At 69.7% G+C, this 22,396-nt stretch carries 18 protein-coding genes and 1 pseudogene; 10 read left to right on the top strand and 9 right to left on the bottom strand.

The window, feature by feature from the left end:
• The first annotated feature begins 16 nt into the window (after window positions 1–16).
• The 7 genes from MMF98_RS07710 (at window position 17) to moeA (ending at window position 7,790) form a co-directional block, all read left to right on the top strand.
• The gene (locus MMF98_RS07710) at window positions 17–1,201 is read left to right on the top strand and encodes an ABC transporter permease (protein ID WP_243305686.1); all 1,185 of its coding nucleotides are present in this window, start codon (window positions 17–19) and stop codon (window positions 1,199–1,201) included.
• Window positions 1,201–2,334: an ABC transporter permease gene (locus MMF98_RS07705; protein WP_243305684.1), complete on the top strand. Its 1,134-nt coding sequence runs from the start codon at window positions 1,201–1,203 to the stop codon at window positions 2,332–2,334. Before MMF98_RS07710 ends, MMF98_RS07705 begins: the two co-directional genes overlap by 1 nt.
• A gap of 64 nt (window positions 2,335–2,398) precedes the next feature.
• Entirely contained in the window at window positions 2,399–3,832 is a 1,434-nt protein-coding gene (locus MMF98_RS07700; protein WP_243305683.1) for an aldehyde dehydrogenase family protein, read from the top strand.
• A gap of 97 nt (window positions 3,833–3,929) precedes the next feature.
• Window positions 3,930–4,691 (top strand): SDR family oxidoreductase, encoded by a 762-nt coding sequence (locus MMF98_RS07695; RefSeq protein ID WP_243305681.1) that lies wholly within the window; start codon window positions 3,930–3,932, stop codon window positions 4,689–4,691.
• A gap of 50 nt (window positions 4,692–4,741) precedes the next feature.
• Complete coding sequence (gene moaA, locus MMF98_RS07690) at window positions 4,742–5,878, top strand: GTP 3',8-cyclase MoaA (protein ID WP_243305679.1); 1,137 nt, start codon at window positions 4,742–4,744, stop codon at window positions 5,876–5,878.
• Between the two features lie 2 nt (window positions 5,879–5,880).
• On the top strand, window positions 5,881–6,489 hold the full coding sequence (mobA, locus tag MMF98_RS07685; protein WP_243307341.1) for a molybdenum cofactor guanylyltransferase MobA: 609 nt from the start codon (window positions 5,881–5,883) through the stop codon (window positions 6,487–6,489).
• Window positions 6,486–7,790, top strand: a complete 1,305-nt coding sequence (gene moeA, locus MMF98_RS07680; RefSeq protein ID WP_243305677.1) for a molybdopterin molybdotransferase MoeA — start codon at window positions 6,486–6,488, stop codon at window positions 7,788–7,790. Before mobA ends, moeA begins: the two co-directional genes overlap by 4 nt.
• A gap of 782 nt (window positions 7,791–8,572) precedes the next feature.
• On the opposite strand, the gene MMF98_RS07675 is transcribed toward moeA, so the two are convergent.
• From MMF98_RS07675 to MMF98_RS07660, 4 genes are all read right to left on the bottom strand, one after another.
• On the bottom strand, window positions 8,573–11,737 hold the full coding sequence (locus MMF98_RS07675; protein WP_243305674.1) for an efflux RND transporter permease subunit: 3,165 nt from the start codon (window positions 11,735–11,737) through the stop codon (window positions 8,573–8,575).
• 33 nt (window positions 11,738–11,770) lie between these two features.
• Window positions 11,771–13,141: an efflux RND transporter periplasmic adaptor subunit gene (locus MMF98_RS07670; protein ID WP_243305672.1), complete on the bottom strand. Its 1,371-nt coding sequence runs from the start codon at window positions 13,139–13,141 to the stop codon at window positions 11,771–11,773.
• A gap of 186 nt (window positions 13,142–13,327) precedes the next feature.
• Entirely contained in the window at window positions 13,328–13,777 is a 450-nt protein-coding gene (rnhA, locus tag MMF98_RS07665; RefSeq protein WP_243305671.1) for a ribonuclease HI, read from the bottom strand.
• Window positions 13,764–14,546 carry a class I SAM-dependent methyltransferase gene (locus MMF98_RS07660; RefSeq protein WP_243305669.1) on the bottom strand — a complete coding sequence of 261 codons (783 nt, stop codon included), beginning with the start codon at window positions 14,544–14,546 and terminating at the stop codon, window positions 13,764–13,766. Before MMF98_RS07660 ends, rnhA begins: the two co-directional genes overlap by 14 nt.
• Between MMF98_RS07660 and gloB the strand changes: the two genes are divergently transcribed.
• Together gloB and MMF98_RS07650 are read left to right on the top strand one after the other, a co-directional pair.
• The gene (gene gloB, locus MMF98_RS07655; protein ID WP_243305667.1) at window positions 14,545–15,318 is read left to right on the top strand and encodes a hydroxyacylglutathione hydrolase; all 774 of its coding nucleotides are present in this window, start codon (window positions 14,545–14,547) and stop codon (window positions 15,316–15,318) included. The genes MMF98_RS07660 and gloB overlap by 2 nt on opposite strands.
• Entirely contained in the window at window positions 15,315–16,820 is a 1,506-nt protein-coding gene (locus MMF98_RS07650) for a transglycosylase SLT domain-containing protein (RefSeq protein ID WP_243305665.1), read from the top strand. Before gloB ends, MMF98_RS07650 begins: the two co-directional genes overlap by 4 nt.
• A 9-nt stretch (window positions 16,821–16,829) precedes the next feature.
• On the opposite strand, the gene MMF98_RS07645 is transcribed toward MMF98_RS07650, so the two are convergent.
• From MMF98_RS07645 to MMF98_RS07635, 3 genes are read right to left on the bottom strand one after another with little or no spacing between them, the layout of a single operon-like run.
• A complete protein-coding gene (locus tag MMF98_RS07645; protein ID WP_243305663.1) occupies window positions 16,830–17,567 on the bottom strand; it encodes an SDR family NAD(P)-dependent oxidoreductase in 738 nt (245 codons plus the stop codon).
• Window positions 17,564–18,604, bottom strand: a complete 1,041-nt coding sequence (locus tag MMF98_RS07640; protein ID WP_243305661.1) for a 4-hydroxythreonine-4-phosphate dehydrogenase PdxA — start codon at window positions 18,602–18,604, stop codon at window positions 17,564–17,566. The genes MMF98_RS07645 and MMF98_RS07640 overlap by 4 nt, the downstream gene beginning before the upstream one ends.
• A 45-nt stretch (window positions 18,605–18,649) precedes the next feature.
• Window positions 18,650–19,633, bottom strand: a complete 984-nt coding sequence (locus MMF98_RS07635) for a Bug family tripartite tricarboxylate transporter substrate binding protein (RefSeq protein WP_243305660.1) — start codon at window positions 19,631–19,633, stop codon at window positions 18,650–18,652.
• Window positions 19,634–19,779: 146 nt separating this feature from the next.
• Here MMF98_RS07635 and MMF98_RS07630 point away from each other — a divergent pair, with 146 nt between their 5' ends.
• A complete protein-coding gene (locus MMF98_RS07630) occupies window positions 19,780–20,709 on the top strand; it encodes a LysR family transcriptional regulator (RefSeq protein WP_243305658.1) in 930 nt (309 codons plus the stop codon).
• Between the two features lie 13 nt (window positions 20,710–20,722).
• On the opposite strand, the gene MMF98_RS07625 is transcribed toward MMF98_RS07630, so the two are convergent.
• Both MMF98_RS07625 and MMF98_RS07620 read right to left on the bottom strand, forming a co-directional pair.
• Complete coding sequence (locus MMF98_RS07625) at window positions 20,723–21,562, bottom strand: ABC transporter permease (RefSeq protein WP_243305657.1); 840 nt, start codon at window positions 21,560–21,562, stop codon at window positions 20,723–20,725.
• Window positions 21,563–21,564: 2 nt separating this feature from the next.
• Window positions 21,565–22,367 (bottom strand): annotated as a pseudogene (locus tag MMF98_RS07620) (ABC transporter ATP-binding protein).
• Window positions 22,368–22,396: the final 29 nt, after the last annotated feature.

Raw genomic sequence — 22,396 nt, 5'->3', positions numbered from 1 at the left:
GCCACCGCACGCCACGATGGGTTTCGCCCAGGCCTTCCTCGCCAGCGCACGCCGCGAAGCCGCGCTGCTGCGCCAGCGCCCCTGGGACCTGGCCATGATCAGCTGGGTGCCGCTGCTGGCGGTGGCCCTGCTGTGGTGGACGTTCTCGGCCGGCCTGCCCAACCGCCTGCCGATCGGCGTGATCGACGATGACCACTCGGCCCTGTCGCGCCAGCTCACGCGCTTTCTCGACGCCACGCCCGGCCTGCAGGTCAGCCGCGCCTACGGCGACCCGGCCGCGGCGGCGCAGGCCCTGCGCCGCGCCGAGGTCTATGCGGTGGTGAGCATCCCGCGCGACTTCGCGCGCACCGTGAAGCTCGGCCGCGCCGCGCAGCTCACGCTGCTGCACAACGCGCAGCTGGGCACCCATTCGAGCCTGATCCAGCGCGACGTGCGCACCGCCGTGGGCACGCTCTCGGCCGGCGCCGAGATCAGCGCGCGCACCAAGCGCGGCGAGCCGGCGCTGGCGGCGCGCGTCAACATGGAGCCGGTGCGCGTGGGCATGATCACTTTGTTCAACGTGTCGACCAACTACGAGCAGTTCCTGGCCGCGGCCCTGATTCCGGCCGTGCTGCACATCCTGGCCATGACGGCCGGCGCCTGGGGCGTGGGCCGCGAGCTGCGCGACCGCAGCATCGCCGAATGGCTGGGCGCGCAGCCCTCTTGGGCCGCCACCGGCGGCGCGCTGCTGGGCAAGCTGCTCTGGCCGCTGCTCGGGCTGGGCTGCGTGGCGGCGCTGGCGCTGCTGTGGCTGACCTGGGGCCGCGGCTGGCACCCGCCGGGCTCGACTGGCTGGGTGGCGCTGGCGCTGCTGGTGTTCCTGGCGCTGTCGCTTGCCATGGGCGCGGCGGCGGCGGCCGGCTCGCGCTCGCTGCGCACCGCTCTGTCGGCCACGGGCTTCGTCACCGCCCCGGCCTTCGCCTTCGGCGGCGTGGGCTTTCCGCTGCAGTCGATGCCGGTGCTGGCGCGCGCCTGGGCCGAGCTGCTGCCCTACACGCACTACATCCGGCTGCAGATGGAGCAGCTGCAGATGGGCGCGCCGCTGCGCTACTCGCTGCCCACACTGGCCGGCCTGGCGCTAGCCGCCGCCGCGCTGCTGCTGGCCTGCGTGCCGCTGCTGCGCAGCGCCGTGGCCCGGCCGCAGAGCTGGGGGGGCCGCTGATGCCGCAGTGCCTGCGCAACCTGCTGCGCGCCTGGGGCGACACGCTGCGCGCCATCGGCGGCGACTTCGGCGTGCTGCTGATCCTGGCCGCGGCGCCGGTGCTCTACGGTTTCTTCTACCCCTGGCCCTATGCGCAGCAGGCGGTCACGCGCGTGCCGGTGGCGGTGGTGGACTACGACCACAGCAGCCTGTCGCGCCAGATCACGCGCTTTGCCCAGGCCAGCCCGCGCATCGACGTGCGCTGGGTCGGCGGCAACGAGCACGACGCGCAACTGGCGCTGTGGCGCGGCGAGATCGAGGGCTATGCCGTCCTGCCGCGCGACCTCAAGCGCGACGTGCTGCGCGGCAGCCCGGCCGTGGTCACGGTGCAGGCCGATGGCGCCTACGCCCTGCTCAACAAGGCCGTGCTCTATGGCTTTGCCGAAGCCGCGGGCACGGTCTCGGCGGGCATCGAGATCAAGAAGCTGCAGGCGCGCGGCCAGAGCGCACCGCAGGCGATGGCCAGCCGCAGCCCGATCAACGTGCAGATGGTGGCGCTGTTCAACCCGACCGAAGGCTACGGCAGCTACGTGGTGCCCGCGGTGGCGCTGCTCATCATCCAGCAGACCCTGCTCATGGGCGCGGCGATGCTGGTGGGCACCTGGGCCGAAACCGGGCGCCACCGCGCCGGCCTGTCGGCCTGGGCCGGCCGCCTGCTGGGCCTGTGCAGCGTGGGCTACCTGAGCGGGCTGGCCTATTTCGGCTGGATCTTCCTGGTGCAGGATTTCCCGCGCGGCGGCAACCCCGCCGGCGCGCTGGTGCTGCTGGCGTTCTATGTACCGGCCGTGTGCACGCTGGGCGCGCTGCTCGGCGTCTGGTTCGGCAACCGGGAGCGGGCCCTGCAGGTGCTGCTGTTCACGGCGCTGCCGATGGCCTTCGTCTCGGGCTTCTCCTGGCCGGCCGAGGCCCTGCCCGCGCCCCTGCAGGCGCTGCGCTGGCTCTTTCCCAGCACCGCCGGCATCCAGGCCTCGCTGCGCCTGAACCAGATGGGCGCGCCGCTGGGCGACGTGGCCGGCCTGCTGGCCGTGCTGCTCGGGCTGGCCGTCGTCTCGGGCCTGGCGCTGGCCTGGAAAACGCGGCCGGCACTGGCCTGAGCGCGGCCGGTGGGCGCTCGCCGGCAGGCCACCCGCGCGGCGACTTTGCGAGACAATCGCTGCCATGCAGCTCAATTACATTGCCAACGCATCCATCCCCTCCACCTCCGGCCGCACGATCCCGGTGATCGACCCCTCCGACGGCCTGCCCTTCGACGAACTGCAGCGCAGCAATGCGCAGGACATCGACACCGCGGTGCACGCGGCGCGCCAGTGCCTGGACGCCGTCTGGAGCAAGCTCAGCGCCGCCGAGCGCGGCCGGCTGCTGATGCGCCTGTCGGCCAAGGTGGCCGAGCATGCCGAAGAGCTGGCCGCGATCGAGCAGCGCGACTGCGGCAAGCCCACCAAGCAGGCCAAGGCCGATGCGCTGGCCCTGGTGCGCTACTTCGAGTTCTATGCCGGCGCCTGCGACAAGCTGCACGGCGAGACCATTCCCTACCAGGACGGCTACAGCGTGCTCACCTGGCGCGAGCCGCATGGCGTGACGGGCCACATCATTCCCTGGAACTACCCGATGCAGATCTTCGGGCGCAGCGTGGGCGGCGCGCTGGCGGCGGGCAACGTCTGCGTGGTCAAGCCGGCCGAGGATGCCTGCCTGTCGCTGATCCGCGTGGCGCAGCTGGCGGCCGAGGTCGGCTTCCCCGCGGGCGCCATCAACATCGTCACCGGCTACGGCCACGAGGTGGGCGACGCGCTGGCGCGGCACGAGGGTATCGACCACATCAGCTTCACCGGCAGTCCCAAGGTGGGCACGCTGATCCAGCAGGTGGCGGCCGAGCGCCATTGCCCGGTCACGCTGGAGCTGGGCGGCAAGAGCCCGCAGATCCTCTTCGCCGATGCCGACCTCGACGCGGCCATCCCCATGGTCATCAACGCCATCGTGCAGAACGCCGGCCAGACCTGCTCGGCCGGCTCGCGCCTGCTGGTCGACCAGGCCATCTACGAGCCCCTGCTGGAGCGCCTGGGCCAGGCCTTCGAGAACCTGCGCGTGGGCCCGGCCACCCTGGACCTGGACGTCGGCCCGCTGATCCGCGCCAGCCAGCAGCAGCGCGTGTGGGACTTCCTGAGCGATGCCCAGGTCGCCAACATCCCGATGGTGGCGCAGGGCCAGATCGTCGACGAGGCGCCCGAGACCGGCTACTACCAGGCCCCCACCCTACTGCGCGACGTGCCGGTGACGCACCGGCTGGCGCAGGAAGAAGTGTTCGGCCCGGTGCTGGCGGCGATGAGCTTTCGCGACGAAGACCATGCGGTGGAGCTCGCCAACGCCACCCAGTTCGGCCTGGTGGCCGGCATCTGGACGCGCGACGGCGCGCGCCAGTTCCGCATGGCCAAGCGCGTGAAGAGCGGCCAGGTGTTCATCAACAACTACGGCGCCGGCGGCGGCGTGGAGCTGCCGTTCGGCGGCGTCAAGTCATCGGGCTACGGGCGCGAGAAGGGCTTCGAGGCGCTCTATGGCTTCACCACGCTGAAAACCGTGGCGATCCGGCACGGCTGACCCGTTTTACCCGAAATTTTCAATCAAAACAGGCGAGAGTCCAGGTCCAGAGGACCTTTCTTGCTATCTATTCAATAGCACCAGGAGACCCCACACCATGCGCGTCAAGGACAAATCCATCATCGTCACCGGCTCCGGCGGCGGCATCGGCGAAGGCATCGCGAAGCGGCTGGCGGCCGAAGGCGCCCAGGTCATCGTCAACGACATCAATGCCGCGCTCGGCGAACAGGTGGTCGAGGCCATCCTGCGCGCCGGCGGCAATGCCTCGTTCTTCGCAGCCGACGTGACGAAATCCGCCGACGTCAAGGCGCTGGTGGACGCGGCCGTGCAGCGCCACGGCAAGCTCGATGCCATGGTCAACAATGCCGGCTGGACGCACCGCAACCGCCCCGCGCTCGAAGTGTCGGAAGACGAGTTCGACAAGTGCTATGCCGTGAACATGAAGAGCATCTACCTCGCCACCGTCCATGCGGTGCCGGCGTTCCGCGCCAACCAAGGCGGCAGCTTCATCAACATCGCCTCCACCGCCGGCGTGCGCCCGCGTCCGGGCCTGACCTGGTACAACGGCTCCAAGGGCGCCGTCATCACCACCAGCAAGTCGCTCGCGGCCGAGCTGGGCCCCGACAACATCCGCGTGAACTGCATCAACCCGGTGTTCAACCCCAACACCGGCCTGGCGGCCGAGTTCGCCGGCGGCCCGCTCACCGACGAGCGCAAGGCGAAGTTCCTCGCCACCATCCCGCTGGGGCGCTTCTCCACCGCGCTGGACGTGGCCAACGCCTGCCTCTACCTGGCCAGCGACGAGGCCTCGTTCATCAGCGGCGTCTGCATCGAGGTGGACGGCGCGCGCTGCGTCTGAGCCTGGATCACCGGCAGGCGGGTCTTTCGGACCCGGGCACAATCCTCACCATGGCCGAGCGCGTCATTCCCCTGGTCGATCAGCGCGCCGCTGCGCAGGCGGCGCCGCGCCCGGCGCTGCCCGTCGGCGTGCCGGCGCAGCCGGTCGCCTCCAGCGGGCTGCTGTCCGACCGCCTGGGCCGCCCCCTGCACGATTTGCGCATCAGCGTGACCGACCGCTGCAACTTCCGCTGCAGCTACTGCATGCCCAAGGAAGTGTTCGACAAGGACTACCCCTACCTGCCGCACGGCGCGCTGCTGAGCTTCGAGGAGATCACGCGCGTGGCGCGGCTGTTCGTCGCGCACGGCGTGCGCAAGATCCGGCTTACCGGCGGCGAGCCGCTGCTGCGCAAGAACCTCGAGGTGCTGGTCGAGCAGCTCGCCGCGCTGCGCACGGCGGACGGCGCGCCGCTGGACATCACGCTCACCACCAACGGCTCGCTGCTGGCGCGCAAGGCGAAGGCCCTGAAGGCCGCCGGGCTGCAGCGCGTGACCGTGAGCCTGGACGGGCTGGACGACGTGGTGTTCCGCCGCATGAACGACGTCGATTTCCCCGTGGCCGAGGTGCTGGACGGCATCGCCGCGGCGCGCGAGGCGGGCCTGGGCCCGATCAAGGTCAACATGGTGGTCAAGCGCGGCACCAACGAGCACGAGATCCTGCCGATGGCGCGGCACTTCAAGGGCAGCGGCATCGTGCTGCGCTTCATCGAGTACATGGACGTGGGCGCCACCAACGGCTGGCGCATGGACGAGGTGCTGCCCTCGGCCGACATCGTCCGGCTGATCCACGCCGCGATGCCGCTGGTGCAGCTCGGCCACAGCGCGCCGGGTGAGACGGCCGAGCGCTGGGCCTACGCCGATGGCTCGGGAGAAATCGGCGTCATCAGCAGCGTGACGCAGGCCTTCTGCCGCGACTGCAACCGCGCCCGCCTGACCACCGAAGGCCAGCTCTACCTGTGCCTGTTCGCCACGCGCGGGCACGACCTGCGCTCGCTGATCCGCGGCGGCGCCAGCGATGCCGACCTCGCCTCGGCCATCGGCCACCTCTGGCAGGGCCGCGACGACCGCTATTCGGAGCTGCGCGGCTCGCTGCCGCCCGAGGCGGCCGGCGGCGCGCGGCGCGTCGAAATGAGCTACATCGGAGGATGACGATGGCCCCCTCGGACATCACCGGCCTCGTGCTCGCCGGCGGGCGCGGCTCCCGCATGGGCGGGGTGGACAAGGGCCTGCAGAACTTCAACGGCCTGCCGCTGGCCCTGCACACGCTGATGCGGCTGGCGCCGCAGGTGGGCGAGGTGATGGTCAACGCCAACCGCAACCTCTCGGCCTACGAGGCGTTCGGCGCGCCGGTCTGGCCCGACGGGCTGGCCGACTACGCGGGGCCGCTGGCCGGCTTCCTGACCGGGCTGGAGCGCTGCGAGACCCGCTGCCTGCTCACCGTGCCGTGCGACACGCCGCTGTTCCCCACCGACCTGGCCGAGCGCCTGGCCGCGGCGCTGGCGCGCGACGACGCCGAGATCGCGATGGCCAGCGCGCGCGAGGACGACGGCCCGCTGCGCCCGCAGCCGGTGTTCTGCCTGCTGCGCGTGGAGCTGCTCGAAAGCCTGGTGCGCTTCACGCACGGCGGTGGCCGCAAGATCGACGCCTGGACCGCGCAGCACCGCACCGTGATCGTGCCCTTCGACGCGCCGGGGGACGACCCCAAGGCCTTCTTCAACGCCAACACCCTGGCCGAACTGCACGCCCTGGAGACCCGATGAAGAGCATCGCCCAGATCGCCGCCGAACTGCAGGGCTACGACCCGCAGGCGCTGGGCGCCGACGACGTCAACGAGTTCCTGTCGCGCCTGGTCGAGCCGGTCGGCGGCGTGGAGGAAGTCGGCATCTTCGACGCGCTGGGCCGGGTGCTGGCGCGCGACGTCATCTCCCCGTTCAGCGTGCCGCCGCACGACAACTCGGCCATGGACGGCTATGCGTTCGACGGCGCCCAGCTCCCCGCCGACGCGCCGCTCACGCTGGCCGTGGTGGGCACCGCGCTCGCCGGTAAGGCCTGGCAGGGCACGGTTGCCGCCGGCGAGTGCGTGAAGATCATGACCGGGGCCATCATGCCCGCCGGGCTCGACACCGTGGTGCCGCAGGAGTTCACCCAGGCCGAGGGCGAGCGCATCCGCATCCCGCCGAAGCTGCTGCAGCGCGGCGACAACCGGCGCCTGAGCGGCGAAGACCTCATGGCGGGCCAGCCGGCGCTGCGCCAGGGCGAGCGCCTGACGCCCGCGGCGCTGGGGCTGCTGGCCAGCCTGGGGCTGGCAACGGTGCCGGTGGCGCGGCGCCTGCGCGTGGCCTACTTTTCCACCGGCGATGAGATCTTGAGCCTGGGCGAGGCGCCGCGCGAAGGCGCGGTGTACGACAGCAACCGCTACACCGTGTTCGGCCTGCTCACGCGGCTGGGCTGCGACATCGTCGACCTCGGCGTGGTGCGCGACGACCCCGCGCGGCTGGAAGCCGCCTTCACGCAGGCCGCGCAGCAGGCCGACGCCATCATCACCAGCGGCGGCGTGAGCGTGGGCGAAGCCGACTACACCCGCGCCATGATGAAGAAGCTCGGCGACGTGGCGTTCTGGCGCATCGCCATGCGCCCGGGCCGGCCGATGGCGGTGGGCCGCCTCCCGGCGGCGGCGGGCCGCGACCCTGGCGAAGCGGGCAGCGCGGGGGCCATCCTCTTCGGCCTGCCCGGCAACCCGGTGGCGGTGATGGTGACCTTCCTCGCGTTCGTGCGCCCTGCCCTGCTGCGCATGATGGGCGCCCGGGCCGAAACGCCTCCGCTGCTCAGGGCCCGCAGCAGCACCGGCATCCGCAAGAAGCCGGGCCGCACCGAGTACCAGCGCGGCACCGTGAGCACGGCGGCCGACGGCAGCCTGCAGGTCGGCATCACCGGCAACCAGGGCTCGGGCGTGCTCAGCTCCATGGTGCAGGCCAACGGGCTGATCGTGCTGCACCACGGCCAGGGCTCCGTGGCCGCGGGCGATCTGGTTGATGTGATGATGTTCGATGGGGTGATCTGAGGATGGGGCTTGGCTGAGTCTTGAATTGGCTGATTTCGAGGCGAATCGGCCGGATGTCCTTGTGCTGCGGTCGTTTCTTGCTATTGATTCAGGAGTTCTTTGCTCTTTGTCTTGGGGGGCTGGTTCGCCTGCAGGCCGGGACTCGCCCCGGCAGGCGACTCACTTTTCTTTGCTTCGCCAAAGAAAAGTAAGCAAAAGAAAGGCGAGCCGCAGTCATGGCCCCTGCGGGGTTCCCTGCGCTGCTCGCGCCAGGTGGGGTCTGGCTAAACTCGCTTCGCTCAAACAACGCCAGCCCTGATCCACCTGCCGCTGCGCTGCTCGGCCATGCCAGGACGGCGTGGGGGAGAAAGACAAAAACCAAGCCCACAAGAACGCGCCATGGCGCGTCCTGTCAATGAGAGGGGGAGTTGGTTCCCCCCGCCGTTGTGAGGAGGCGAGCAACGCAGGGGTGGGCGGGAAAAGAGGCGAAGATGTTTGAGCCCGCAGGGCGAGTTTCTGAGCCTCCCGCCCGGCCCGAGTAGCGCAGCGTGCCCGAAGCGAAGCGCAGGGCCGACGAACCCGGCTCGCCTTCTCTTTGCTTACTTTCTCTTGGCGAAGCAAGAGAAAGTGAGTCGGCCGCCGGGCCGAGACCCGGCTTGCAGGCGAACCAGCCGCCCAAGACAAAGAGCAAAGAACTCCTGAATCAATAGCAAGAAACAACCGCAGCACAAGGACATCCGACCAATTTCACTCAGAAATCCCGCAGAAAACAGGCTGACGGCTCCCCGCCAGCCCCGCCCCCCTCACTTGGCCACGTAATCCTGCGGCAGATGCAGCCCCTCGGGCGTCTCCCTGGCCTCGGCCGTCTTGGCGCCTGGCACGGCCTGGCGCGCGAAGAACGAGTACATGGTGGGCACCACGAAGATGGTGAGCAAGGTGCCCAGCGACATGCCGCCCACGATCACCCAGCCGATCTGCATGCGGCTCTCGGCCCCGGCGCCGCGAGCCAGCGCCAGCGGGATCGCTCCCAGCACCATGGCGCCGGTGGTCATCAGGATCGGGCGCAGGCGCTGCGCCGAGGCCTTGATGAGTGCATCGGTCATTTCCATGCCGTGCTCTCGCAGCTGGTTGGTGAACTCCACGATCAGGATGCCGTGCTTGGTGATCAGGCCCACCAGCGTGATCAGGCCGATCTGCGAGTACACGTTGAGCGAGCCGCCCGCCCACTTGAGCGCCAGCAGCGCGCCGATCATCGACAGCGGCACCGACAGCATGATCACCAGCGGATCGACGAAGCTCTCGAACTGCGCGGCCAGCACCAGGAAGATGAACAGCAGCGCCAGCACGAACACGATGGCCAGCGCGCCCTGCGAGTTCTTGAACTCGCGCGAGGTGCCGTTGAGGTCGGTGCTGTAGCCGGGCTTGAGCACCTTGGCGGCGGTGGCGTCCATGAACTTGAGCGCCTCGCCCAGCGAATAGTCGGGCGCCAGGTTGGCGGTGATGGAAACCGAGCGGCGCTGGCCGAAGTGGTTGAGCTCGCGCGGCGACACGCTCTCGCGCACCTTGACCAGGGCCGACAGCGGAATCATGGTGTCGCTGCGCCCGCGCACGTAGATGCCGTCGATGTCCTCGGGCGTGGTGCGGCCGGTGGCCTGGGTCTGCACGATCACGTCATACTGCTCGGCGTCGCGCTTGTAGCGCGTCACCTGGCGGCCGCCCAGCATGGTTTCGAGCGCCTTGGCCACCACGTCCACGCCGACGCCCATGTCTGCCGCCTTCTCGCGGTCGACGTCGATACGCAGCTCGGGCTTGTTCAGCCGCAGGTCCACGTCGGGCGAGACGATGCCCGGGTTCTTGGCGATCTCGTCGAGGAACTGCCGCGTCACCAGGTTCAGGTTCTGGTAGCTGTCGGAGGTCTGGATCACGAAGTTCAGCGGCCGGTCGCGAAAGCCCTGGCCCAGCGACGGCGGCGTGATGGTGAAGGCCGACACGCCGGGCAGCGCGTTGAACTTGGGCTGGAGCTCGCGCGCCAGCTCCAGCGTGCTGCGCTTGCGGTCTTCCCAGTCCACCGTGCGGTAGACCACGCTGGCCTGCGACACCGTGGGATTGCCCACGTTGCCGAAGATGCGGTCGAACTCGGGGTACTGCTGGCCCATGGCCTCCAGCGCCTTGGCATAGCGGTTGGTGTAGTCGAGCGTCGAGCCGTCCGGGGCGTTCACGGTGGCCAGGATGGTGCCGCGGTCTTCCAGCGGCGACAGCTCCTGCTTCATGGTCGGCAGCACCAGGTAGATGGCCAGCGCGCTGCACAGCATCATGCCGATCACGAGCCAGCGCGCCTGCAGGAAGAAGCGCTTGAGCGCCAGCCCCGCGCCGCTTTCGCCGGGCCGCGGCTGGTAGCGCGTCGTCACCACCCAGCGCAGCACGCGGCCGTAGCCGTCGGACAGCGCCGTCAGGAAACGCTCCATCGAGCGGTCGAACAGGTTGGGCTTGGGGTTGTGCTTGAGCAGCAGCGAACACATCATCGGCGTGAGCGTGAGCGCCACGAAGCCCGACACCACCACCGCGCCGGCCAGCGCCAGCGCGAACTCCACGAACAGGCGCCCGGTGCGCCCCGGCGTGAAGGCCAGCGGCGCATACACCGCCACCAGCGTCAGCGTCATGGTGACCACGGCGAAGCCGATCTCTCGCGCGCCCTTGATGGCGGCCGAGAACGGGTCGAGCCCCTCCTCGATGTGGCGGAAGATGTTCTCCAGCATCACGATGGCGTCGTCCACCACCAGGCCGATGGCCAGCACCAGCGCCAGCAGCGTGAGCGTGTTGATGGTGAAGCCGGCCAGCGCCATCAGCGCGAAGGTGCCCACCAGGCTCACCGGAATCGTGACGATCGGGATGATGGAGGCGCGGAAGGTGCGCAGGAACACGAAGATCACCAGCGCCACCAGCACGATGGCCTCGCCGATGGTGTGGTACACGTTCTTCACCGAGCGGTCGATGAACTGCGAGTTGTCGTTGGCGATGTCGATGTTGATGTCGCCCGGCAGGTCGAGCTTGAGCTTGGGGATCATCTCGCGCACGCCCTGCGAGAGCTGCAGCGGATTGGCCGTGGCCTGGCGGATCACGCCGGCCGAGATCGCCTCGCGGCCGTTCAGGCGCACCGAGCTGCGCTCGTCGGCCGCGCCCTCCTGCACCCGGGCCACGTCGCGCACCTTGACCGGAAAGCCGTTGACGTTTTTGACCACGATCTCGGCGAACTGGCCGGGCCGGATCAGGTCGGTCTGCGAGGTCACGCTGAACTCGCGCTGCTGCGACTCGATGCGCCCGGCCGGCAGCTCCAGGTTGCTGCGCCGGATCGCGTCTTCCACGTCCTGCGTGCTCAGGCGGTAGGCGGCCAGCTTGTCGGCATCGAGCCAGACGCGCATGGCGTACTTGCGCTCGCCGAAGATGCGCACGTCGGCCACACCGGTCACGGTCTGCAGGCGCGGCTTGACGATGCGGTTGACCAAGTCGTTGATCTGCAGCGGGCTCATCGTGTCGCTGGTGAAGGCCAGCCAGATCACGGGGAAGGCGTCGGCCTCGACCTTGGCGATCACCGGCTCGTCGATCGCCTGCGGCAGGCGGTTGCGCACGCGCGAGGTGCGGTCGCGCACCTCGGCCGCGGCGGCATCGGCATCCTTCTCCAGGCGAAAACGCACCGAGATCTGGCTCTGCTCGGCGCGGCTGATCGAGGTGATCACGTCCACCGCGTCGATGCCGGCGATCGAGTCCTCCAGCGGCTTGGTGACCTGCGACTCGATCACCTCGGCCGAGGCCCCGGCGTACTTGACGCTCACGGTGACGACGGGTTCGTCGATCTTGGGATATTCGCGCACCGACAGGCGGTTGAAGCTCACCGCGCCGATCAGCACGATGAGCAGCGACAGCACGGTGGCGAACACCGGCCGGCGGATGGAAACTTCAGCGAGCTGCATGCGGGGCTCTCCGGAAACTGGGGACGGTCACGTTCAGGCGGGAAGGCGGCCCGTGCCGCGCGGCCCGCGCGGCGCGCCTTCCGAGGCGCCGCGGCCGCGGGCCGTGTCGGCGGCCACCGTCAGGCACGGATTCGGGCCGCTGGCCGGAGCCTGCGCCACTGGCAGGGCCGCGGGCACCATCACTGGGGCAGAAGCGGCCGCGGCCGCCGCGGCGGGTGCCGCAGGCGCAGAGGGCGCGGGCGCATTGCCGCCGCCCGGGCGCGCCGGCTCAGCCCGGCTCAGCTCCGCCACGCGCACCACGGTGCCATCGCGCTGCACGCGCTGCTGGCCCGCGATGATGATGCTGTCGCCCTCTTCCAGCCCCTCGACGATTTCCACGCGGCCGGGCCGGCGGATGCCGACCTTGACCTCCACGCGCTGGGTGGTGCGGGTGTCGGCATCGGGCCCGGGCTTGAGCTTGAGCACGAACTGGCGCCCGCCCTGCGGCACGATGGCTTCCTCGGGAATCACCTTGGCGCGCTCGCGCTCGCCGAACACCGAGGTCACGCGCGCGAACATGCCGGGGCGCAACTGGAGTTGGCGGTTGTCGATGCAGCCGCGGATGCCGACCGAGCGGCCGTTGGCGTCGAGCAGCGGGTCGATCGCCTGGACCATCGCCGTGAACTTGCGCCCGGGCAGCGCGTCGATGTCGACCATGGCCTTCTGGCCCTTGCGCACCTTGGTGTGAAAACGCTCCGGCAGCCGGAAGTCGACGTAGATGGCCTCGATGTCCTCGACGTTGACGATGTCGGAGCCGTCCTTCAGGTAGTCGCCCACGTTGACCGTGCGGATGCCGGCGATGCCGTCGAACGGCGCCACGATCCTGAGCCGCGCCGCGGTGGCCTTGGCCAGCGCCAGCTTGGCCTGCGCCACCTCCAGGTTGGCCGCGCTTTCGTCGACCGAGCGCTGGCTGATGAAGCTCTGCGCCACCAGGTCCTGGTTGCGCTTGTGGTTGGCCTGCGCGATCGACAGCTCGGCCTGGCTTTGCTGCACCTGCGCCAGCGGCAGCTGGTCGTCGAACTGCACCAGCAGCTGGCCCTTGCGCACGCGGTCGCCGTCGCGGAAGTTGAGCTGCGTGATGCGGCCGCTGACCTCCGGGCGCAGCACCACGCTCTGGCGCGAGCGCAGGCTGCCCACGGCCTGGGCGTCATCCGCCAGCCTCATGGTTTCCACGCGGGCCGCTTCCACCAGCGGCGCACGGCCGCCCCCCGGCGCGCTGGCCGGCCCCTGGGCGCCGACGGCGGCCGGACCCGGGCCGCTGGCGGCCGGCGCGGCCGCGGGCTTGTTCTGATACCACCAGGCGGCGCCGGAGGCAGCCGCGATGCCAACGACGGCCACGACGGAATAGATTGCTTTGGATGCCATGAAGAAGACAACGACTTGGAGTTGATGCGTGAGGAATCGGTTGAATGTAACAACCAACCTGCCAATGTATCAGCAGCCGGTGTCCGTGGCATGCGCAAAGCCCCTAGGTCGGCGCCTTCGCCGGCCCATTTTCGGCCGCCTTTACGAAGTCTTTACATTCGGCCGCCGCACCGGCACGGCAGCCGCTCACCGGCGCCCGAGCGCCCGCTCCACGCCCATGTTGGCCAGGGCGTCGGCGCGTTCGTTGCCAGGGTCGCCCGCGTGCCCGCGGACCCAGCGCCAGTCGATCTTGTGGCCGCTCGAGGCGACCAGCGCGTCGAGCTTCTGCCACAGGTCGGCGTTCTTCACCGGCTGCTTGGCCGCGGTGCGCCAGCCCTTGGCCTTCCAGCCCGGCAGCCACTCGGTGATGCCCTTGAGCACGTACTGGCTGTCCAGGTGCAGCGTCACCTCGCAGGGGCGCTTGAGCGCCAGCAGGGCCTCGATCACGGCCGTCATTTCCATGCGGTTGTTGGTGGTGCCCAGCTCGCCGCCGAACAGCTCCTTTTCGGTGGCGCCGGATTTCAGCAACACGCCCCAGCCGCCCGGGCCGGGGTTGCCCTTGCAGGCGCCATCGGTGTAGATTTCAATGTGATTCAAAACGATTTACCTTGCTTGTCCTTGTCGGGTGGACTTTGTTTGCTACAGAAACAGGAGCAGACGCCATGCTCTTGGAAGATTTCCAGGCCGGCCCCAGCAGCCGCATGCCGCGCACCCGCTTGACCGCCACCACGAAGTACGTGGCGCCGAAGATGGGCCACCAGCGGTCGCCCGCCGCGTCCATCCAGTCGAGGCGCTCCAGCCACTGCTCGCTGCGCACCGCCGGGCGGTAGCAGCCGAAGCGGCCCGATTCCACCTCGAAGCTCAAGAGCCGCAGCCAGTCGCGCAACCGCCAGTAGCCGATGAAGTCGCCCATGTCGGGCAGGAACAGCTCGCCGAAACCCAGCCGCTGGTACAGCCTGGCGCGCCGCTGGCGCAGCCCCCACAGGCTGGTCGGGTTGAGGCCGCAGATCACCACCTTGCCCTCGGGCACCAGCACCCGCTCGACCTCGCGCAGCGTGGCATGCGGGTCGGCGCTCAGCTCCAGCGAATGCGGCAGCAGCACCAGATCGAGGCTGCTCTCGGGGAACGGCAGGGCGGCGAAATCGGTCATCAGCACCGCGTAGGCCGGCGCGTCCTGCGCGGCCAGCCAGCGGTGCGGAATGCGGCTTGCCTGCAGGCCGTCGAGCTCGGGCAAACCGAGCTGCAGGGCGTGGTAGCCGAAGATGTCGGCCACCGCCCGGTCGAACTGCGCCTGCTCCCAACCCAGCAGATAACGCCCGGGAGGGGTTTCAAACCACTCGTGCAAACCTATAATTTGACCGCTCATGAAGTTAATTCCGCTGCCCGCCTTTACCGACAACTACATCTGGATGTTGCACGACGGACGCCGGGCGCTGGTGGTAGACCCCGGCGATGCGCAGCCCGTGTTCGATGCCCTGCAGGCCCATGGCCTGCAACTGGACGCGATTCTAGTCACGCACCATCACCCTGACCATGTCGGCGGCGTGGATGCCCTGCGCGACGCCACCGGCGCCGTGGTCCACGGGCCGGCGCGCGAACGCATCCCAGAGCCGCTGAACCGCCTCGCCGGCGGCGACGTCGTGACCGCGCTGGACCTCAGCTTCGAAGTGATCGACGTGCCCGGCCACACCGCAGGCCACATCGCCTACTACTGCACCAACCTCGATGGCGCGCCGCTGCTGTTCTGCGGCGACACGCTGTTCTCCGGCGGCTGCGGCCGGCTGTTCGAAGGCACGCCCGCGCAGATGCTGGCCTCGCTCTCGGCGCTGGCCTCCCTGCCGGGCGACACCCGCGTCTGCTGCACCCACGAATACACCCTGAGCAACCTGAAGTTCGCACGCGCGGTCGAGCCCGACAATGCCGCGCTGGCCCATTACGCCGCACAGTGCGAGGTGGTCCGGGCCAACCACCAACCCACTCTGCCGTCGAGCATGGCGCTGGAGTTGCAGATCAACCCCTTCCTGCGCACCCGCGAGCGCGGCGTGATCCGTGCCGCGCGGGGCTTCGACCCGTCCGCGGCGCAGGACGAGGTCGGCGTGTTTGCCGCCCTGCGCCAATGGAAAAACGAGTTCAAATGAAACTGCTTCACATCGCCTGCATGGCGACACTGCTCTGGCTGGCCGGCTGCGCCAGCACCGGCACCCCCTCCTCCGTTCCCTCCCCCGTCCTCGCTTCCCCCACCTCCTCTCCCCCCGGCACCACCGCACAGCGCCCCGCCATCATTCCCGGCGGCCCGCTGCAGCCGATCACGGCCGCCGAGGCCGCATCCCTGGGCGTGGCCCGGCTGGCCCCGCCGGCCGACCTGTGGGAGCGCATCCGCCGCGGCTTCGCTATGCCCAACCTCGAGGGCGATCTGGTGCGCGACCGCGAGCAGTGGTATGCCTCGCGGCCCGACTACATCCAGCGCATGACCGAGCGCTCCAGCAAGTACCTGTTCCACATCGTCGAGGAGCTGGAGCGGCGCGGCATGCCGAGCGAGCTGGCCTTGCTGCCGTTCATCGAGAGCGCCTTCAACCCGCAGGCGGTCTCCAGCGCCAAGGCCGCCGGCATGTGGCAGTTCATCCCCAGCACCGGCAAGCATTTCGACCTGAAGCAGAACGTGTTCCGCGACGACCGGCGCGACGTGCTGGCCTCCACCCGCGCGGCGCTGGACTACCTGCAGAAACTGTATGGCATGTTCGGCGACTGGCAGCTCGCGCTCGCGGCCTACAACTGGGGCGAGGGCAACGTGGGGCGTGCCATCGCCCGCAACCAGCGCGCCGGCCTCGGCACCGGCTACGCCGATCTCAACATGCCGGCCGAAACCCGCCTGTACGTGCCCAAGCTGCAGGCCGTGAAGAACATCGTGGCGAGCCCGCAGAGCTACCGGGCCGAGCTGCCACTGATCGAGAACCACCCCTACTTCCAGAGCGTGCTGGTCACGCGCGACATCGACGTCGCGCTCGCGGCCCGGCTCGCCGACGTCAAGATCGAGGATTTCAAGGCGCTGAACCCGTCGGCCCACCGGCCCGTGATCCTGGCCGCCGGCACGCCCCAGATCCTGCTGCCCTGGGACAACGCCGCCGTGTTCCAGCGCAATTTCGAGGCCTACTCGCAGGGCCAGTACGCGAGCTGGACGGCCTGGACCGCGCCCGCCACCATGAGCGTGAGCGAGGCCGCCAGGCGCGTCGGCATGAGCGAGGGCGACCTGCGCAGCGTCAACAGCATTCCGCCGCGCATGCTCATCAAGACCGGCTCCACGCTGCTGGTGCCGCGCTCCGTCAAGACGCAGGACGACGTCACCGAGCATGTGGCCGAGAACGGCCAGCTCAACCTGGCGCCCGAAATCATCACGCGCCGCACCGTGGTGAAGGCCGGCAAGCGCGACACCGTGGCCAGCATCGCCAAGCGCTACCGGCTGAGCGCGGCCAGCGTGGCTGAGTGGAACGACGTGAAGGCCACGTCCTCGTTCCACGCCGGCCAGCAGGTCGTGGTGTTCCTGCCGGTCAAGCTCAAGACGGCCACCGCCCGGGCACCCGCCAAGTCGCCGGCGCGCTACGCCAAGCGCGGCGGCAAGCCGACGCGGGTCGTCAAGCGCTGAAGCCCGCGCTCAATAGGTGGCGCGCCCGCCCGACAGGTCGAATGCCGCGCCGGTGCTGAACGAGCATTCGCGCGTGCACAGCCAGGCCACCATCGCGGCCACCTCGTCGGTGGTGCCGAAGCGGCCCATCGGAATCTTGGACTTCATGTAGTCGATGTGCTGCGCCGACATCTGCGCGAACAGCGGCGTCTCGACCGCGGCCGGTGCCACGCAGTTCACGCTGATGCCCTGCGTCGCCAGCTCCTTGCCCAGCGACTTGGTCAGCGCGATCACGCCGGCCTTGGACGCGCTGTAGGCGCTGGCGTTCGGGTTGCCCTCCTTGCCGGCCACCGAGGCGATGTTGACGATGCGGCCATAGCCCTGCGCCCGCATCTGCGGCAGCACCGCCTGGCAGCACAGGAAGGTGCCCGTCAGGTTGACCTGCAGCACCTGCTGCCAGGCACCGAGTGGGTAGTCCGCCACCGGCGCGTTGGGGCCGGTCACGCCCGCGCTGTTGACCAGGATGTCGATGCGGCCCAGCGCCTGCGCCGCCTGCAGCGCCGCCTCGCGCACGGCAGCAGCTTCCGTGATATCCACCGGCCAGGCCGTGAGCCGCGGCTGTGCGGCCGCCTGCAGGGCCGTGGCATCCCGATCCCAGAGCATGACGGCGGCGCCGCTGGCAAGCAGCCGGCGGGCGATGGCCAGGCCAATGCCCGACGCGCCACCCGTGACGACGGCGCACTGGCCGTCCAGGTCGAGCCGGTTCATGCGGCCTCCTCGCAGGCGATGGCGGGCTGCCGCCCACGCTGCGCGGCGGCCATGCGCACGCAGAGGTTGAAGGCCTGCTGCAGGCCCTCGATGTTGGCCAGGCCCTGGCCCGCGATGTCGAAGGCGCTGCCGCTGGCCGAGGTGGCCACGGGCACCGGCAACCCGCCGTGCAGCGTGACGCCCTGCTCGAACCCCATGAGCTTCATCGCGATCTGGCCCTGGTCGTGGTACATCGACACCACGGCATCGACGTCGCCGCGCCGCGCGCCGATGAACACCGTGTCGGGCGAATAGGGCCCGCGCGCATCCAGCCCCTGGGCCTGCAGCAGGCGTACGGCCGGCGCGATGACGTCGATCTCTTCCCGGCCGATGGAGCCGCCGTCGCCGGCGTGCGGGTTGAGGCCCGACACCGCGATGCGCGGATGCGCCACGCCGGCCTGGCGCAGAGCCGCATCGATGATCCGCACCGCGTCGCAGACGCCCTGCTGCGTGATCTGGCCGGCCACGTCCTTCAGCGGAATGTGCGAGGTCACGCGCGAGGTCCAGAGCTGCTGCGTGAGGTTGAACTCGCAGACGAAGCCCGTCACGCCGAAGCGCTCCTGCATGTAGCGCAGCTCGTCCTCGTGGGTGAGCCCGCCCAGCCGCAGCGAATGCTTGTTGAGCGGTGCGAACAGGATGCCGTCCACGCAGCCGCGCCGGGCGGCCTCGGTCGCCAGCGCCAGCGCCTGGAACGAGGCCCGGCCCGATTCGGCGTTGGACTCGCCCAGCACCGGCTCGCGCCCGCCCATCCAGTCCTGCGCCAGCAGCGACACGCGGCCCGGCGCCAGGCGCAAATGCTCCAGATCGCCGGCGGCCAGCGCATCGAGCTGCACGCCCGCGATGCGCTGGCCCTGCGCGAGCACGGCGGGGTCGGCGATCAGCAGCACATCGGCCGCCTCCAGGTTATGCGGCCGCGCCAGCAGCTTGACGGCCATCTCGGGGCCGATGCCCGCCGGGTCGCCCAGCAGCACCGCCAGGCGGGGTCGTTGCGTCGTCATGGATGCAGGTCCTTGGTTATTCTTGGGAGGTCAGGGGGATGGGCCTCATTCGGCCTTGATGCCGGCTTCGCGCACGAGCCTGCCGTAGCGCTCGTACTCGGCCTTGTTCATGTCGGCGAACTGCTCCACCGTCAGGATGCTGATCTCGCCGCCCAGGTCCTTGATGCGGGCCTGGACCTCGGGCAGCCTGAGCGTGCGCGTGAGCTCGGCGCTCAGGCGCTCGACGGCGGCCTTCGGGGCGCCGGCCGTCGTGAACAGGCCGTACCAGGTGGACACATCGGCGCCGCGCACGCCCTCCTCGGCCAGCGTCGGCGTGTCCGGCAGCTCGGCGGAGCGCCGGGGCGAGGTCACCGCGAGCGCCCGGAACTTGCCGCCCTTGATCTGCCCCATGGCCGACGAGGTGGAGTCGAACATCATGTCCACCTCGCCCGCGATGATGTCGATGTGCGCGGCGCTGCTGCCCTTGTAGGGCACGTGGATCGACTTCAGCCCGGTGCTGAGGTTGAAAGCCTCGCCGCCGATGTGCTGCGTGCTGCCCACGCCCGAGGAGGCGTACTTGAAGGAGCCCGGCTTCTCGGCCATCGCCTGCGCCAACTGGCGCACTGTCTTGTAGGGCCCGCTGGCCGAGACCACGAGCACGTTCGGCATCACCGCCACCAGGCCGATCGGCTGCAGGTCCTTGAGCGGGTCGTACTTGAGCTTGAGCAGGTGCGGCGCCACCGCTTGCCCGGTGTTGGTGGCCAGCAGCAGCGTCGAACCGTCGGCCTGCGCGTGGGCCGTCATGTCGGCCGCGATGGTGTTGGAAGCACCGGGCCGGTTTTCCACCACCACGGGCTGCCGCAGCCCGCCCGCGAACTTCTCGGCCAGCACGCGCGCGAGGATGTCGGTGCCGCCGCCGGGCGAGGCCCCGACCATGATGCGCACGGGCTTGTCCGCCGGGGATGGGGATTGGGCCTGCGCCGCCAGGCCGAAGCCGGCCAGCATGCAGGCAAACCAGGCCCGCCGTTGAAGCCGCGCAAATGAAACCATGGGTGTTATCTCCTGTAGGTATATGCCGCCCGGTCTGTGCATGCAGGGCTGCCGGCAAGGGTACGGGGGAATCGAGCGTCTTTCCAATCCCGTTTCGCCAGGAAACCATATACATTTGTATATCAAGCACCGCCTCTCCACCCCGCATGCCCGCCCCCTCCGCCGACCTGTCCCTGCTGCTGCGCGTCCGCCCGCGCCAGCTGATGCTGCTGGCACTGCTGGACACGCAGCGCAACCTCGGGCGCGCCGCCGCGGCCATGAACATCAGCCAGCCGGCCGCCACCAAGCTGCTGCTGCAGCTCGAGGACGCGCTGGATGAGCGCCTGTTCGAGCGGCTGGCGCGCGGCATGGAGCCCACGGCCTACGGCGAGGTGCTGATCCGCTACGCCAAGCGCGTGCTGACGGACTTTGGCGGCGCACGCGAGGAGATGCAGGCGCTGCGCTCCGGCCTGCACGGCGCCCTGCGCATCGGCAGCGTGCCGGGCGCCGTGCCCGAACTGCTCACCCCTGCGCTGATCGAGTACCGGCGGCGCCATCCGCAGGTGGCGGTCTCGGTGGTGGTGGAGACCAGCGACGTGATGCTCGCGCAACTGGGCCGCGGCGACGTGGACCTGATGCTGGGCCGGCTCACCGACGGCCACAGCGCCGAGGAGTTCTCCTGCATCCCGCTGCTCGACGAACTGCAGGTGGTGGTGGTCGGGGCCGGCCACCCCGTGCTGGAGCGCGCCTCGGTCACGCTGGAAGACATGGCGCAGTGGTCGTGGGTGTTGCAGCCGCCGGGATCGCCGCAGCGCGTGCGCTTCGAGGCCGCGCTGCGCGAAGCCGGCATCCACGCGCGGCTCAACATCACCGAGACGGCGTCCACCATCGTGACCACCGCCCTGCTCGAAGCCTCGGACATGGCGGCCGTGATGCCGGCCTCGCTGGCCGCGCACTACGCCCGCCTGGGCGTGCTGCGCGTGCTGCCGCTGGAACTGCCGGTGCGCGTGCCGCCGGTCTGCCTGATCACCCGGGTCGACCGCGCGCTTGCGCCGGTCGCCATCCACTTCAGGCGGCTGCTCGCCGGCGAGGCCTGACAGGCTTCAGAGTTCAGAGCTTTTCGGTCTCGCCCTGCCGGGGCTGCCACTTCATGAGCCGTTTTTCGAGCTTGCCGACGATGCCGTCGAGCACCAGCGCAAAGGCGGTCAGCACCACGATGCCGGCGAACACGGTGTTGACGTCGAAGGTGCCCTCGGCCTGCAGGATCAGGTAGCCCACGCCGCGCGCCGAGCCCAGGTACTCGCCCACCACCGCCCCCACGAACGCCAGGCCCACCGAGGTGTGCAGGCTGGAGAACACCCAGCTCGTGGCGCTGGGCAGGTAGACCGTGCGCAGCAGCTGGCTCTGGTTGGCGCCCAGCATGCGGGCATTGGCCAGCACCACCGGGCTGACCTCCTTCACGCCCTGGTAGACGTTGAAGAACACGATGAAAAACACCAGCGTCACCGCCAGCGCCACCTTGCTCCAGATGCCCAGGCCGAACCACAGCGCGAAGATCGGCGCGAGGATCACGCGCGGCATCGAATTCGCGGCCTTGATGTAGGGGTCCAGCAGCGCGCTGGCCGTGGGCGTGAGCGCCAGCCACAGGCCGCAGGCCAGGCCCAGCACGGTGCCGATCACGAAGGCCAGCACGGTTTCCAGCAGCGTCACGCCCAGGTGCAGGTAGATGTCGGCATTGCCCGGCAGGCCGTCGGGAAACAGCAGGCTCTCGCCGAAGCCGAACGGCAGGAACCACGACCAGATGCGGCCGGCCACCTTGATCGGCTCGCCCATGAAGAACGCGACCTGCTGGTTGCGCGAGGCGACATGCCAGGCCAGCAGGATCAAGATCAGCAGGGCCACCTGCCAGAAACGCAGGTTCTTGTCGGAAAGCCTGAGGGCGCGCCACATGGTCAGGCCGCCTTCTTCAGTTGCTGGGCGTAGCCCTTGAGCACCTCGTCGCGCAGCACGCCCCAGATCTGGCTGTGCAGTTCCACGAAGCGCGGCTGGTTGCGTACCTCGGCCACGTCGCGCGGCCGCGCCAAGTCGATGCCGAACTCGCCGATCGGGTGCGTCGCCGGCCCGGCCGAGAGCACCACCACGCGGTCGCTCATGGCGATGGCCTCGTCGAGGTCGTGCGTGATGAACAGCACGGCCTTCTTCCTGGCGGCCCAGAGGTCGAGCACCTCGTTCTCCATGAGCTGGCGGGTCTGGATGTCGAGCGCGCTGAAGGGCTCGTCCATCAGGATGATGTCGGGGTCGAGCGCCAGCGTCTGCGCCAGCGCCGTGCGCTTGCGCATGCCGCCCGAGAGCTGGTGCGGATAGCGGTCGCCGAACTCGCCGAGGCCCACGCGCTCGAGCCAGGCTTGGGCCTGGCGGCGGGCACGCCGCGGTACTGCAGGCCGACCATCACGTTGTCGATGGCGCTGCGCCAGGGCATCAGCGCCTCGGTCTGGAACATGTAGCCGGCGCGCGCGTTGATGCCCTGCAGCGGCTGGCCGAACACCTTCACCTCGCCCGAGGAAGGCTCCAGCAAGCCGGCGCCGATGTTCAGCAGCGTGGACTTGCCGCAGCCCGTGGGGCCGACCACCGAGACGAACTCACCGGCGCGGATGCGCAACGTGGTGTCGGCCACCGCGGTGTAGCGCTGGCTCTTGTCCTCCTTCGAGCGGAAGGTGACGCTGATGTTGAGGAGTTCGAGTGCGAATTCGGACATGGGCCGAGTTTAGGGCCTGGGTAGCGCTC

The organism is Variovorax terrae (assembly GCF_022809125.1).
In the GTDB taxonomy this organism is placed as follows: domain Bacteria; phylum Pseudomonadota; class Gammaproteobacteria; order Burkholderiales; family Burkholderiaceae_C; genus Variovorax_A; species Variovorax_A terrae.
This window is presented reverse-complemented; position numbering and strand designations above follow the sequence as displayed.